The organism is Pseudomonas sp. CH61 (assembly GCF_059429415.1).
Genome location: NZ_CM182098.1, coordinates 4,364,631 through 4,379,417, shown reverse-complemented (window position 1 = coordinate 4,379,417; position 14,787 = coordinate 4,364,631). Strand labels below are relative to the sequence as shown.

Annotated in this window: 11 protein-coding genes; 3 read left to right on the top strand and 8 right to left on the bottom strand. The window is 60.0% G+C overall.

What is annotated here, in order from left to right; genetic code table 11:
• The first annotated feature begins 57 nt into the window (after positions 1-57).
• Genes AC5SEM_RS19580 through AC5SEM_RS19570 form a run of 3 tightly spaced genes read left to right on the top strand, consistent with a single transcriptional unit; the run spans position 58 to position 1,677 of the window.
• On the top strand, positions 58-726 hold the full coding sequence (locus tag AC5SEM_RS19580) for a class I SAM-dependent methyltransferase (RefSeq protein ID WP_016986675.1): 669 nt from the start codon (positions 58-60) through the stop codon (positions 724-726).
• A gap of 4 nt (positions 727-730) precedes the next feature.
• A complete protein-coding gene (locus AC5SEM_RS19575) occupies positions 731-1,447 on the top strand; it encodes a lipopolysaccharide kinase InaA family protein (RefSeq protein ID WP_077574352.1) in 717 nt (238 codons plus the stop codon).
• A gap of 2 nt (positions 1,448-1,449) precedes the next feature.
• Positions 1,450-1,677, top strand: coding sequence for a hypothetical protein (locus AC5SEM_RS19570; protein ID WP_495471083.1), 228 nt, complete (start codon positions 1,450-1,452; stop codon positions 1,675-1,677).
• Positions 1,678-1,846: 169 nt separating this feature from the next.
• Here the strand turns inward: AC5SEM_RS19570 and AC5SEM_RS19565 are convergent, their stop codons facing one another.
• The 8 genes from AC5SEM_RS19565 to AC5SEM_RS19530 all read right to left on the bottom strand — a co-directional run bounded on the left by AC5SEM_RS19565 (position 1,847) and on the right by AC5SEM_RS19530 (position 14,758).
• Positions 1,847-4,882, bottom strand: coding sequence for a multidrug efflux RND transporter permease subunit (locus AC5SEM_RS19565; protein WP_495471082.1), 3,036 nt, complete (start codon positions 4,880-4,882; stop codon positions 1,847-1,849).
• Positions 4,883-4,895: 13 nt separating this feature from the next.
• Positions 4,896-6,044: an efflux RND transporter periplasmic adaptor subunit gene (locus AC5SEM_RS19560; protein ID WP_495471081.1), complete on the bottom strand. Its 1,149-nt coding sequence runs from the start codon at positions 6,042-6,044 to the stop codon at positions 4,896-4,898.
• Positions 6,045-6,200: 156 nt separating this feature from the next.
• The gene (locus tag AC5SEM_RS19555) at positions 6,201-7,301 is read right to left on the bottom strand and encodes a DUF1513 domain-containing protein (protein ID WP_340134880.1); all 1,101 of its coding nucleotides are present in this window, start codon (positions 7,299-7,301) and stop codon (positions 6,201-6,203) included.
• A 14-nt stretch (positions 7,302-7,315) separates the two neighbouring features.
• Entirely contained in the window at positions 7,316-8,380 is a 1,065-nt protein-coding gene (locus AC5SEM_RS19550; protein WP_077574348.1) for an imelysin family protein, read from the bottom strand.
• 28 nt (positions 8,381-8,408) lie between these two features.
• Positions 8,409-9,836, bottom strand: coding sequence for a di-heme oxidoreductase family protein (locus tag AC5SEM_RS19545; protein ID WP_495471080.1), 1,428 nt, complete (start codon positions 9,834-9,836; stop codon positions 8,409-8,411).
• Between the two features lie 277 nt (positions 9,837-10,113).
• The gene (locus AC5SEM_RS19540) at positions 10,114-11,460 is read right to left on the bottom strand and encodes an imelysin family protein (RefSeq protein ID WP_495471079.1); all 1,347 of its coding nucleotides are present in this window, start codon (positions 11,458-11,460) and stop codon (positions 10,114-10,116) included.
• Positions 11,461-11,685: 225 nt separating this feature from the next.
• On the bottom strand, positions 11,686-13,737 hold the full coding sequence (locus AC5SEM_RS19535; RefSeq protein WP_495471078.1) for a putative bifunctional diguanylate cyclase/phosphodiesterase: 2,052 nt from the start codon (positions 13,735-13,737) through the stop codon (positions 11,686-11,688).
• A gap of 424 nt (positions 13,738-14,161) precedes the next feature.
• A complete protein-coding gene (locus AC5SEM_RS19530) occupies positions 14,162-14,758 on the bottom strand; it encodes a superoxide dismutase (RefSeq protein ID WP_007918933.1) in 597 nt (198 codons plus the stop codon).
• Positions 14,759-14,787: the final 29 nt, after the last annotated feature.

Here is a 14,787-nt window from a genome sequence, read left to right as displayed (position 1 = left end):
TGACGCTGACACGCCGCTCTTTAAGGTGGTGACATCAGCAATTCAGGAGTCCAGGTGATGGCCGGTCCGATCAAACTCGATTTTTCCGAGAAGTACGACGATCAACATGCGCAGAAATACCTGCGCAAGCACAAAGAAAGCCTTGGACGTCGTCTCTCCCACTGGCGTGACGAACAGATGGCCCGCAAGGCGCTGGCGTCGGTGGGTGAGCCGGGACTGGTGCTGGATCTGCCTTGCGGTGCCGGGCGTTTCTGGCCCTTGTTGGGCGAAAAGGCCAACCGGGTGATTATCGGCGCGGACAATTCCGAGTCGATGATCAAGACGGCTATGCAGTCGCAACCGGCCGATGTGGTGAAACGGGTACAACCCTTGCACACATCTGCCTTCGACATTGCCTTGCCTGACAACGCCGTCGACAGCATTTTCTGCATGCGTCTGCTCCACCACATCGGTGAAGCCGAGCATCGCCGGGCGATTCTGCGCGAATTCGAGCGCGTTACCCGGGACAGTGTGATCGTTTCGCTGTGGGTTGATGGCAATTTCAAAGCCTGGAAACGCCAGCGAGCCGAGCGCAACCGTGACAAACGCGAGTATCAGAATCGCTTTGTGTTACCGGCCGCTACGGTGGAAAAGGAATTCGAGGAAGCAGGTTTTCGGATTCAGGAACAACTGGACTTTATTCCGCTCTACGCCATGTGGCGGGTTTACGTATTACGCAAGAGGTAACAGGATGGCAGTGCAATTGGCAGCAGAAACGGATGTCGCTCCGCAAGATCGCTTTGACTTTTACTGGAACCAGCGTGGCGAGTGGGTGGAAGAACCCAACGTTCGACGCGGTGGCGAAAGTGGCGTGCAAAGGGTCGTGGGGCGCGATGGTCAACTGCTGTATGCCAAGCGCCAGACCGGTCATATCTATCGCAGTTGGTTGCACCCTTTTGGCCGTCCCACTGTTCTGCGTGAGCTCGACGCGCTGACCGGCGTGAGCAAGCTCGGTGTGCGCGTGCCAGAAATCGTTTTCTGCGGCGCCCAGCCTGATCCGCAGCACAAATGGCGCGCGCTGCTGGTGACCAAGTCCCTGGACGGTTTCCAGGAACTGGAACATTGGCTGGCGGCTGCCGGCGGTCGCGATCAGTGTGGCGATGGGGTTTACGAGCGTGTGCTCAAGGACCTCGCCGAGAACCTGGCGCGCATGCACAAGGGCCGTTGGCAGCACAGCTGCATTTACATCAAACACGTGTTTGTGCGGGTGACGGGCGAGGGCGAGTCGGCCAAGGTCGAGGTTGCCTTGATCGATCTGGAGAAGTGCCGCCAGCGTCTGACCGCCTATCGCGCCGCTTCCCACGACATGAAGCAATTGCGCCGCCATTCGTCGTTCCGCGACGCGGACTGGAAAAAACTCGTCTACTTTTATGAGACGGCGTTTGGCAGCGCTATCAAAGGTTTATAGCGATGAAACTAGAAATTGCACGAGGTTTGTTTTTGGTTGGAGCCTTGGCAGTTGCGTCATTGGCGGTGGCTGCCTGGGAGCAGCCCCGCATGCAGGTGGTTGGCGCGTCCGTAGACGACGCCCACTGCGCAGTCCCACGGGTGGCGAAAGCCTCCGTGGCGACCAGACCCGATCATGATTTATTGCTGTTCATGTTCGGACTTTCTCAAGGGATGAGGCCGCAGAGTTGAACCGATTGAAGCCCACATAAAAGGCCTCGCAGATGCGAGGCCTTTTTTTTATGCCCGAGACGACACAGATCCCTTGTAGGAGTGAGCCTGCTCGCGATAGCGGTGTGTCAGTCAGTATTTAAGGCGACTGATCCACCGCTATCGCGAGCAGGCTCACTCCTACAGGGGGTTATGCGGTTGGTTTGGGATCAGGTTTCGCCAGCAGGGTGTAAACACACGGCAAGACAAACAGCGTAAACAACGTGCCGATCGACATCCCCGTGGCAATCACCATGCCGATATCAAAACGGCTCACCGCCCCCGCCCCCGTGGCGAGAATCAACGGCACCATGCCAAACACCATCGCCGCCGTGGTCATCAGCACCGGCCGCAAGCGAATCGCCGCCGCTTCCTCAACGGCTTCACGCGCCGTCAGGCCTTTGTCCTTGCGCAACTGGTTGGCGAATTCGACGATCAGAATCCCGTGTTTACTGATCAGCCCGATCAGCGTCACCAACCCGACCTGGGTGTAGATGTTCATGCTCGACCAGCCGAGGAACAGCGGGATCAACGCTCCGCAGATCGACAACGGCACCGTCACCAGAATCACCAGCGGATCGCGGAAACTCTCGAACTGCGCCGCCAGCACCAGAAAGATAATCGCCAGCGCCAGCGCGAAGGTTACCCACAGGGCACTGCCTTCCTGCACAAACTGGCGTGAGGCGCCGCCATAGTCGAAGGCAAACCCGGCCGGCGCTTCTTCGCGGGCAATCTGCAATACGGTGTCGATGGCTTCGCCCATGCTGACCAACGGGAAACCGGAAATCTTCGCCGCGTTGAGTTGCTGGAACTGGTTGAGCTGGCGCGGTCGCGCGCGGTCGCTGACCTTGATCAGCGTCGACAGTGGCAGCAGCTCACCCTGGGTGTTCTTCACGTAGTAATTGTTCAGCCAGTCCGGGTTGTCGCGGTACGGCCGTTCGACTTGAGCGATCACCTTGTAACTGCGCCCTTCGATGGTGAACCGGTTGATTTCCGCCTCACCGAGCAGCGTCGCCAGCGTGCCACCGAGGTCCTGCATCGACACGCCCATCTGCGCCGCTTTGGCGCGGTCGATATCGACCACAACCTCGGGTTTGTCGAACGCCAGATCAAGGTCGACGAAGGCGAACTTGCCGGATTCCATCGCGCGTTTCTTGATCCGGTCGGCGACTTGCAGCAGCAGTTCGTAATCGTTGGCGGTGTTGACCACAAACTCGAACGGCAAGCCTTCACCGGTGCCGGGCAAGGAGGGCAGGTTGAAACCGAAGATCTGCAGACCCGGGATGGCGCCCAGTTTGCCCTGCACTTCGGGGAGAATCTGCATCTGCGTGCGGCTGCGTTCGTTCCACGGTTTGAGCAGGAAGCCGCCGATGCCTGCCTGCACGCCGTTGTAGCCGTTGATCTGGAACGAGGAGTAGTACTCCGGGAATTCCTTGAAGATCTTGATGAATTCGTCGGTGTAGGTGCTCAGGTAATCAAGGTTGGTCGGCTGCGGTGCGTTGGCCATCATGAAAATGATGCCCTGGTCTTCGTCCGGGGCCAGTTCCGATTTGGTGAACTTGAGGAACACCGGGATCAGGCACAACACGATCACGGCGAACACCAGCACTACCGGCCGTGTGTTCAGCGTGCCGTGCAGCATGCTCTGATAGCGGCGCTTGAGACCTTCGAAAACACGGTCGAGCCGATGCGCCAGGCCACTGGGGTTTTCCTCGTGACGCAGCAAAAATGCGCACATCATCGGCGACAGGGTCAGGGCGACGATGCCGGAGATCACCACTGCGCCGGCCAGGGTCAGGGCAAACTCCTTGAACAACGCCCCGGTCAGCCCGGTGAGAAAACCGATCGGCGCATACACCGCCGCCAGGGTGATGGTCATCGAGACCACCGGCATGGCGATTTCTCGCGCGCCTTCCAGCGCTGCATCAAACGGCGTCTTGCCTTCCTCGATGTGCCGGTGAATGTTCTCCACCACGACAATCGCATCGTCGACCACCAGACCGATGGCGAGCACCATCGCCAGCAGCGTCAGCAGGTTCATCGAGTAGCCCATCATCTGCATGAAGAACATCACGCCAATCATCGACAGCGGAATGGTCACCACCGGGATCACCACCGAGCGCAGTGCGCCGAGGAACAGGAACACCACGACGATGACGATCAGCACCGCCTCGAACAGGGTTTTCACCACTTCATCGATCGAGGCCTGAATAAACAGCGTGGCGTCGTAAGCGATCTCGCTTTTCAGGTTCGGCGGCAGTTGCGCTTCCAGCTCGGGCATCAGCTTGCGCACTTCCTTGATCACGTCCAGCGGGTTGGCGCCGGGTGTCGCCTTGATGCCGATGTACACCGACGGCGTGCCGCCGAACGAGCTGATCGAGTCGTAGTTTTCCGCGCCCATTTCCACCCGCGCGACATCGCTGAGCAGCACGCGGCTGTCGCCACTGACCTTGAGCGGAATCGCCGCAAAGGCCTCAGCGGATTTCAGTTCAGTGTTGGCGTTGATGCTGGTGACCACGTACTGGCCTTTCACTTCGCCGGCGGCGGAGAGGAAGTTGTACTGGCGCACGGCGTTGGTCACATCGGCGGCGCTGAGGCCGAAACCGGCGAGCTTCACCGGGTCGAGCCACAGGCGCATGGCGAACACCTGATTGCCGAGGATTTCCGCTTCGGCCATGCCCGGCAGGGTTGCCAGTTTTGGCTGGATCACCCGTGACAGGTAATCGGTGATCTGCGGGTTGCTCAGATCCTTGCTGAAGAAGCTGATGTACATCAGCGCCGAGGCGTCGGCGGACTCTTTGCTCAACACCGGGTCTTCGGCGTCCTGTGGCAGCTTGTTCTTCACCTCGTTGGCCTTGGCCAGCAGCTCGGTGAACAAGCGGTCGGTGTTGGAGCCGATGCGCGCGTAGATCGAGATCACCGAGAAGTTCTGCCGGCTGACCGAGGTCATGTAGTCGATGCCCTCGGCACTGGCCAGACTCTGCTGCATCGGCTGGGTGATGTAGCCCTGAATGGTTTCGGCGTTGGCCCCGGGGTAAGCGGTGGTCACCGTGATCAGGGCGTTTTCCATTTGCGGGTATTGGCGCAGCGGCAACTTGCTCCAGGCCTGAAAGCCGAGCAACACAATCAACAGGCTGACCACGGTGGCGAGCACCGGGCGGCGGATGAACGGATCAGTAAAAGCCATGGGGATTCCTTGATCAGTCGGCGCGCGGCGGACTGTTCTGCTCGCCGAGGGTCTTGTCGTCGCTGATGGCAATGTGCGCGCCGTTGTCCAGTTTGATCTGGCCGGCCGTCACCACTTGTTCGCCGCTCTGCACGCCCTTGTTGATCATCACCAGGCCATCGCGGCGTTCACCGGTTTCGATGAAGCGGCGTTCGGCGATCAGCACCGGTTGGCCCTTGTCATCCTTTTCGACGCTGCCGTCCGCGGCTTTCTTCTGCCCGACCACGTAGATCGAGTTGCCGTAGAGGGTGTAGGTGATCGCGCTTTCCGGTACCACGACGTGTTTTTGCGGATCGGGCAGCAGCACTTCAAGGCTGGTAAACATGCCCGGCAACAATTTGCCGTCAGGGTTGGCCAGCGTGGCGCGGATCAGAATATTGCGCGTGGTGCTTTCAACGATCGGGTTGATTGCGCTGATCTTGCCGGCGAAGTTTTGCCCGGGATACGCGGCGACCGCGATTTGCACCGGTTGGCCGATGGCCAGTTTCGGGATCGATTGTTCGGGCAGGTAGAAGTCGGCGTAGAGGCTGCTCAAATCCTGCAGGGTCGCGATTTTGGTGCCGCTGGCGAGGTAGTCGCCAATGTCGACCTGGCGGATGCCGATGGTGCCGCTGAACGGCGCGAGAATGCGCTTTTTCGCCAGCGCTGCGTTGAGCTGATTGACCGTGGCTCGCTCCTTTTGCAGAACCGCCGAGAGCCGGTCGTATTCACCTTTGGAAATGGCGCGACTGTCGATCAGTTGGCTGCCACGGCCGAAGTCCAGCTGCGCCAGACCCAGATCAGCCTTGGCGGTCTCCAACAGGGCGGTTTCGACGCCACTGTCGAGTTGCAGCAGCGGTTGCCCGGCCTTGACCTTCTGTCCGGATTCGAACTTGAGTTCGGTGACGGTGCCGGCCACTTCCAGGCTCAGCTCGACACCTTGCAGCGCCTTGAGCGTGCCGACGGTCGGCAGGCGCAGCTGCCACGGCTGTTCGCTGGCGTTGGCCACGGCGACGCTGATCGGCGGTTTCGGCTTGGAGAAGCCCTGGATCATCGTGTAGATCGAAAAGGCTTTGTACCCGCCCAGCACCAGGACGATCAGCAAAACAACACCCAACATGATCAGCATGCGGCGACGCAGCATATTTCCAGTTCCTTGGATAAATCAGGTGAGACAGGCGGGCACATTACTCCGAGTACAGGGGGGATTCCAACTGGCAGTTATTACAGGTAATGAAAAGGGTAAGGGGGATGAAAACCTCCTCACCCTCAAGGTGATGTCAGCAGATGAAGCGCACGCTTATGCCATCAGATGCAGATGGTTGTCCCAGAGCCCCGCCGGCAATTCCAGCGGCTTGGCCAGCAGCTCATCCTGACGGCAATCGTAGTACCGGCAACGTCCTTGCCCGGAGGTCACGACAAAACCGTCCTTCACCGCACCGACACCGGCGCAATCGGGCAGCGGCGCATCGAGGCGTACTTCGCCACTGTCCAGATCCCAGATAAAGAAACGGTTGCCGCGCGGCGCTGTCAGGGCGACCAGACGCAATTCACTGTGTACCGCGACGCTGGCGGTGTAGTGCCCCATCGACTGCAACTGATGATCCGGCACCGGGAACGCCACGAACGGCTGCCCCGGACGCTTGATCGCCAACAGTTCCGAGCGCTCATGCGAGGCGCCCATGAATTGCTGACCGGCGACGATGGTGCCGTCACTGGCGATGCCCAGATGGCGCACGCTGTTCATCTGCTGGGCGAGGGTTTCCTTGCTCAGCAAAGTGCCGTCACGTTGCATCAAGACCAGACTTGGCTCCATGGCGTTGAGGTTCATGTCGACGCGGCTTTCCGCCTCGGTACGAATCCCGCCATTGGCCACCACCAGCGTCTCGCCGTCGGGCATCCACGACACCTGATGCGGGCCGAGGCCGTGGGTGGAAATCTCGCCGCTGTGCACCAGTCGTTCGCCTTCGAACTTGTACACACCGAGCAAACCACGGCCAGGATCGGTCGTGTCGTTCTCGGTGGCGTACAGGTATTCGCCGTCCTTGTGCACCACGGCATGCCCGTAGAAATGCCGGTTCGGCTGCGAGGTCACGGTCTGCAGCAACTTACCGTCACGCAGGTCGATCAGGTAACTCTCGGTGCCCGGACGACGGGCGACAAACAGCGCGATTGGCTGCGTCGGGTGGTTGATGATGTCGTGGCAACGCTGGCCGACTTCGGTGGCGAACACCCGCGTGCCATCGAGCCGATAACCGACGGCGTAATGCTTGCCGTCAGTGTCGTCGCGCGCCGACAGCAACAGCGGGCTCTGATCCTTGCGTTTGAACAGCGTCCAGCCGCCCAGCGTCACTGCTCCCAGCAGTGCACTACCTAAAGTCAGAACCTGACGTCGCAGCATGGCACTTGCCCTCATCAGTCACCGTCGTTGGCGTTGAAGCCCAGTTGGATGCCCAGCGCCTTGGCCAGTTCGCCTTCGTGCAGGCGATGGACGACGTTGAGGCTGTCGTAGATGTCGTTGAGTTGCTGACGACCAGCGTCGTCTTCAAGCATTTCGCCGAGCGAACGCTGGGTGCTGTCGAACAGCTTCAGCGACGCGGCGTAAGCGGCATCGATCTTGTCGGCCAAAGGCTTTTGCTCAGTTGGCAACAGACCGCGCAGACCTTTGTTGTCGACGCCTTCCCAGACGGTTTTGGCCGCTGCGAGGCTGGCTTCCAGTGCGGTCAGCGAAGACTGGCTGCGCCATGCATCGGCCTGGAACGGCTGTGGCACGCCCTTGCTCTGGCGGCCCATTGGCGTGCCGAGTTTTTTCTTCAGGGTGTCTAGCGCGGTGACTTGCACACGCAGCAGATCAGCGATCGCTTCGTGGGAGTCGGCGTAGCGCTGGTTGGGGAACTTGGTCATCTGCGCGAGCATGCCGTCGGTGTTGTTCCAGTTCTGCAGAATCTCTTCGGCCAGTTGCTTCTGACGTTCGCCGATGGCGATCAGCAGCGGGCAGTACTTGGCTTTCTGCTCGGCGTTGGCCACGTCAGGCTTGGCGTCGAACAGGATGTATTCGTAGGCCGACAGACCCTGAACGACAACGCTGGATTTGGCCAGTGCAGCGGCATCGATCTGCGGCTGCGCGACGACCAATTGCTCGACCTGACGGCCGACGAGGTTCTTCTTGTCCGGCCAGAACTGCACCTGCCACGAACGGTTGCCCTCGGCCAATGGACCGATCAGCAGCGGTTGCAGCTCGGCCCAGGCTTTCTGTGCGTGGAGGAAGTCGGCGCGGGCGGTTTCCAGGGTTTCTTTGCCCTGGCAGTAGGCGAGGGCGCTGACCGCCAGTTGCTTGTCGGCCTCGACCCAGCGGGTGTAGGTCGGCAGGATCACCGATTTGGCGATGGCTGCCGAGGTGACCGCTTGTGGATCCTGCGGTGAGCAGGCGCCGAGGGCGAGCGCGGCAAGGCTGGTGAACAGTAGCTTGGGACGGAACATGTCGGGCTCCCGATTCTTTTATCAGTGTTTAAAGTGAGTTCAAAAACGCCAGCAGCGCGGCACGCTGCTCGGCATTGAAAGACAAAACCTGTTGCTGCGCCGCTTTTGCCTCGCCGCCGTGCCAGAGCACCGCTTCGAGCAGATTGCGCGCGCGACCGTCATGCAAAAACTGTGTGTGGCCGCTGACCGCTTGCGTCAGGCCAATCCCCCACAACGGCGGCGTGCGCCAGTCGCGGCCGGAGGCCTGGAATTCCGTGCGGTGGTCGGCCAGACCGTCGCCCATGTCATGCAGCAGCAGATCGCTGTACGGGCGAATCACTTGATTGGCCAGTTCAGGTTCGGCCGCGTTGGCGGCGGTGGTGTATTTCGGCGTGTGGCAGGAATCGCAGCCAGCCTGGAAAAACAGGTTCTTGCCGGCCAGCACTTCTGCATCGTTGATGCCACGGCGTGCAGGCACGGCGAGGTTGCGGCTGTAGAACAACACCAGACGCAGGATGTTGTCGCTGACTTCCGGTTCGCCATCCGGCCCATTGCCGTTCGGCGCGTGTTTGCAGGCAGTTTGCGCGTCGGTGCAATCATCAAAGGGTCTCAAACTCGTCGTAAGACCCATATCACCCGAAAACGCGTGAACATTCTGTTGATTGAGGTTCGGTTGCCCGGCTTTCCAGCCAAATCTGCCCATGACGGTCTTCTGCAAGGCGTCATCCCAGACCTGATTGGGGCGGCCATTGATACCGTTTTTGTCTTTTGCCTGTGCGGCGGCGTTGGCAAGGATGGCTTCTTCGGGGATCGCTTCGAGCAGGCCCAGGCCAATCATCGGCGGCGCGACGCGGGCGGAAAAACGCGTGTCCGGGTGCATCGGGCCGTAGCCGAGCTGGGTGATCTGCAACACCGGTTTGCGCAGTTCGACTTCGGTGCCGTCTTTGAAACGCACGGGCACGGGTGTGTAATCGACGCGCACCTTGCCTTCCGGGGCGACGCCGGGCACGGCCATGTCCTGGAACTGGCCGCCGTAGACCGGCTCCGGCACTACGCCGACCTGCTCGATGAGCTTGGCGAATTGCGGCGCATCAGGGATCGACAGCCTGACCAGCATCGACACCGCGTTGGCGGCATCCGGCGTTGGCGGATGGCCGCGACCGTCTTTGATGTGGCAGTTCTGGCAGGCGTTGGTGTTGAACAGCGGGCCGAGACCATCGCGTGCGGTAGTGGTCGACGGCGCAATCACCCACGGACTGCGAAAGAAGCTGTTGCCGACACTGAAATCCACCCGCCGCGACGGTGGCAGATTCGCCGAAGGCAAAGAGAACGCATTCTGATCAGTCTTGCGCACGGTCGCTGCACCGCCCGAACGGGCTTCACCGGGCTCGGCCTTGGTGAAACGCGGGGCGTCATCGCAGGCACTCAGGCCCAGGGCCAGCAACAGTGCGGACAAGCGAAGAGGCAGCGAGGGCATCAGACATCCTGCGGACGGGCAAAAATAAAGGCGCAAAGTCTAACAGGGCCGGGATGATTGAATAAGAGGAATTATCGTTTGCTTGATACAGCGCAAATCTGAAGAGCAATGCAAAACCCCTGTAGGAGTGAGCCTGCTCGCGATAGCGGTGCATCAGACACTAATTCGTCAACTGACACTCCGCTATCGCGAGCAGGCTCACTCCTACAAAGGGCCGTGTACGGCAGACATGAAAAAGGCGACCCGAAGGTCGCCTTTTTGACGCAGACGCGGTTGATCAGAACTCGTGATCAGCGTTGTCCGGGTTCAGGTCACTGATGCCCAGTTTACCGGCAGCGGCTTCGATCGAACCGGTCTGCTTGACCAGCGAGGCGATGGCGTCGCGAACGATCTGGTTGCCAGCGGTGTTGCCGGCAGCGATCAACTGGTCGTAGTGCTCACCCTTGTTGGCGTGATCGACCATGACCTGGATCTTCGCTTCAGTGGCAGCCAGATCGGCTTTCAGTGCAGTGTCGGCAGCCGGGTCAGCCTTGGCCACCAGCGACGACAGGCTGGCGCCGGTCATTTTGCTGCCGTCAACACGGGTGTACTCGCCCAGGTAAACGTTACGAATGCCTTTGGCATCGTAGAAGTGCGAGTTGTGCGTGTTGTCGCTGAAGCAGTCCTGCTCGTCTTCAGGGGAGTTGGCTTCCAGGGACACCTTCATGCGCTCGCCCGCCAGTTCGCCCAGCGACAGGCTGCCCATGCCGAAGAGCATTTTGCGCAGACCGCTTTCGCCCGGCTCGGCTTCCAGGGTGGCGCGGTAGTTGTCAGCCACGTTCGGCTTCCAGTTGCCGACCATTTCTTCGAGGTCGCTGACCAGCAGTTGGGTCACGGACTTCAGGTAGGCACGGCGACGATCGTTGTGACCGCCAGTAGCGCCGGCGCCTTCCAGGTAGTCGGAGGCCGGACGGTTGCCAGCGCCAGGGCCGGTGCCGTTCAGATCCTGGCCCCAGAGCAGGAATTCGATGGCGTGGTAGCCGGTGGCGACGTTGGCTTCGGAACCGCCCAGCTCGTTGAGGCTGGCGAGTTTTTCCGGGGTGATGTCTTTGACGTCGACCTTGTCTTCGCCGACCTGAACTTCGGTGTTGGCGATGATGTTGGCGGTGGCGCCCGGGTTACCCAGTGCGTGCTCGTAGGATTTGTCGACGTAGTCGATCAGACCCTCGTCCAGCGGCCAGGCGTTAACCTGACCTTCCCAATCGTCGATGATGGTGTTGCCGAAGCGGAACACTTCACTTTGCAGGTACGGAACGCGCGCGGCGACCCAGGCAGCCTTGGCGGCTTTCAGGGTGTCGGCGTTCGGCTTGGCGAGGAAAGCGTCGACGGCGGTCTGCAGGGTTTTCGCGGTGGATTCGGCATCGCTGTAGACGGCGAAGACCATGTCGGCATAGTGCGCGACCACAGCCTTGGCGGTGGCTTCGTCGACTTTACCGGCAGCGGCAGGAGCAGCCGCAGGTGCGGTGGTGCTGGCGGCTGGCGTCGGTGCGGCCGGAGCGGCGGCCTTGTCTTTGCCTTCGCCGCAACCGGCGAGGGAAATAGCGATGGCCAGCAGACTGGCGGTAGCCAGAGGCATACGAATCATGGCGAACATCCTGCTTCGATAGTTGAGTGGACTCGCGCTGGGGGTGCGCAAAACTGCGACATAATGCAAATCTTTCGCATTATGTGTAAAGGGTTGTGGCTGGAAATATTTCTTATTTACGCAGATCAAAAGATCGTCCGATCGCGGCCCGAGCCTTCGGCAACTCCTACAGGGGGAACACATTCCAAATGTAGGGGCTGCCGCAGGCTGCGATCTTTTGATCTTCTAGAGAATGGCCGCGTTAGTGCGTTGTGCCTGTTTGAGATAGGCGCCCAGTTCCCGGGCCGGCAGCGGTTTGCTGTAGTGGTAACCCTGACCTTCGTGGCAGCCTTCGGAAATGATGTAGCTTTCCTGTTCGGCGGTTTCCACGCCCTCGGCAATCACCTGCATGCCGAGGCTTTTACCCAGTTGAATGATCGCGCGAACAATGGTCGCATCGTCGTCGTCATCGAGCAGATCCTGTACGAAGCTCTTGTCGATCTTGATCTTGTCCAGCGGCAGACTTTTCAGATAGCTCAGTGACGAATACCCGGTGCCGAAATCATCGATGGCAATCAACGCACCGGAACGGCGCAGGCTCAACAGGTGCTGCGCGGCGGTGCTGATGTCTTCCATCAGGCCGGTTTCGGTGACTTCCAGTTCCAGACTGCGCGGTGGCAGGCGGTACATTTGCAGCAGGTTATTGACCACTCGCGGCAGCTCGGCGTGGTGCAACTGAACCGTCGACAGGTTGACCGCCATGCGCAAGTCGACAAAGCCCTGATCGTGCCATTCGCGCAGTTGTTTGCAGGCCTGATCGAGCACCCATTCGCCAATGGCGATGATCGTACCGTTCTGCTCGGCCAGCGGAATGAACAGGTCCGGCGGCACCAGACCGTGTTCTGGATGCTGCCAGCGAATCAGCGCTTCGACGCCGACCACGCGGTGATCGCGATAGCTGATCTGCGGCTGATAGACGAGGTAGAACTGATCACGCAACAGCGCATCGCGCAGGTCTTTTTCCAGTTCGCGGCGGCGACGCATCTCGCTGTCGACGCTGGCGATGTAGAACTGATAGCGGTTGCGCGAGCGGGTCTTGGCCAACGTCATGGTCTGCTCGGCTTTCTGCAACAGCTTCTCGGTGCTGTCGCCGTCCTCCGGGAACAGGGTGATGCCGATGGTCGCGCGCAGGCGAATCTCCTGATGGTCGAGGGCGAACGCCGCTTCCAGATCATCAAGGATGCTTTGCGCCAATTCCGCCGCTTCGTAAGGTTGTTCGATGTCGGCCTGTACCAGGGCGAACTGATCGCCACCCAGGCGGGCGAGGGCGCCTAAGCGGCCACTGTGGGCACGCAAGCGATCGGCCAGAGCCAGCAACAATTGGTCGCCGGTCTGGTAGCTGAATTGCTCGTTGATGCCTTTGAAATCATCCAGCCCCACGCACAGCACCGCGACCCGGCGTTGCAGCTTGCCGGCGTCGACCAGAATCTTGTCCAGTTGCTGCTGCAACTGCTGGCGATTCGGCAGGCCGGTGAGGAAGTCGTATTGGGCCATGCGCAGCAGGCTGTTTTCAGCTTCGTGGCGCAGATGGGTGTTGCGTTCGATCGACTCAAGCAACTGGTTGGCGGTGTTGATCCAGATGCCCAGTTCGTTTTTCTCGTGGCCCTTGAGCTGCGGAATCTTGTGCTCGCTGGGGCGATCCGGGTTGATCTCGGTGAGGTGTTCGATGATCCGCGACAACGGTTTGGTCAGCAGCCAGTGATAAACCAGATACAGCACCAGACCCATGGCCAGTGCGCGCAGCACGCCGGAAATGAAAATGATCACCGAACTGACGATAAAGCCCTCGCCATAGGTGGCGGTGTCGAGGGTGATACTCAAATCGCCGTAATACTCGCTGTACGGGCCACGCCCCACCAGTTGCGTGGTGAAGGTGCGTTCCTGGCCAAGGATCAGGTCGGTCAGCCAGCGGCTGTTGGACTGCTGCAGGTCGCGGGATTTCTGCGCGAGCATGGCTTCGTTGGGATGGCCAATGGAGGCCTGACGCACGGCATCGTCCTGGAACAGGCCTTCGATCACCTGCATGCCCATCTCCCGGTCCAGGCTGTAAACGGCCTGGGTCGACGGGTCGCGGAACATGTCGAGGATGCGTTCGGCGTCGCCAGCAACGGCCTGACGGGTTTTGTAAGCGTCGAAAACAATCTGCGCGCAGCTCAAGACTACGCCGACGATCAATGCCGACAGGAGCACGACCCGGAGCAACTTCACCGACAAGCTGTTCTTGAGTTCCAGCTTCAAAGGGTTATTCCTTGTTCCGTGCGGGTAGCGTCAAGTTGCCATGAGTATTGGCAATCCCGTGTTGGCAGTCAAAGGGACAATCAGACCGGGGATGATTTGCCCGTGGCCTAGGCCGAAATGCTGCTGTCTGGAGTATTAGCCCTAATTTGTACTATGTCGGTAGTTTCGTCCCTCAACTTGAGCGGTTCGCAGCATTTTTTCCTCTTTTTGATGGTAGCCCGCAGTGGCACGGCAGCAAGCGGCGGTAGACGGCTTGATCGTTCCCACGCTCCGCGTGGGAATGCCTCCAGGGACGCTCTGCGTCCAGTGACGCGGAGCGTCACGGGCTGCATGCCCACGCGGAGCGTGGGAACGATCATCGTACGGGGTTTATCCGGGCATAAAAAAACCCGGCAAAAGCCGGGTTTTTTGACTGGCGCGCAGCTTAAGCGGTGAAGGTTTTGCCTTCGAACTGCTCAGCAACGAACTTCCAGTTGACCAGGTTCCAGAACGCTTCGACGTATTTAGGACGAACGTTGCGGTAGTCGATGTAGTAAGCGTGTTCCCAGACGTCGCAGGTCAGCAGCGGGGTGTCGCCGCTGGTCAGCGGGTTACCGGCGCCGATGGTGCTGGCCAGAGCCAGGGAACCGTCAGCCTTTTTCACCAGCCAGCCCCAGCCGGAACCGAAGGTGCCGATCGAGGTTTTGCTGAACTCTTCCTTGAACTTGTCGAACGAACCGAAGGCTGCGTTGATGGCTTCAGCCAGCGCGCCGGTTGGTTGACCGCCGGCGTTTGGCGCCAGGCAGTTCCAGTAGAAAGTGTGGTTCCAGACCTGAGCGGCGTTGTTGAAGATACCGCCCGAGGAAGTCTTGACGATTTCTTCCAGGGTCTTGCCTTCGAACTCGGTGCCTGGCACCAGGTTGTTCAGGTTCACGACATAGGTGTTGTGGTGCTTGTCGTGGTGGTATTCCAGGGTTTCCTTGGAAATGTGCGGCTGCAGGGCATCGTGTGCGTAAGGCAGCGGCGGCAATTCGAAAGCCATGATGATTCTCCTAATCAGGTCTGTTGCGG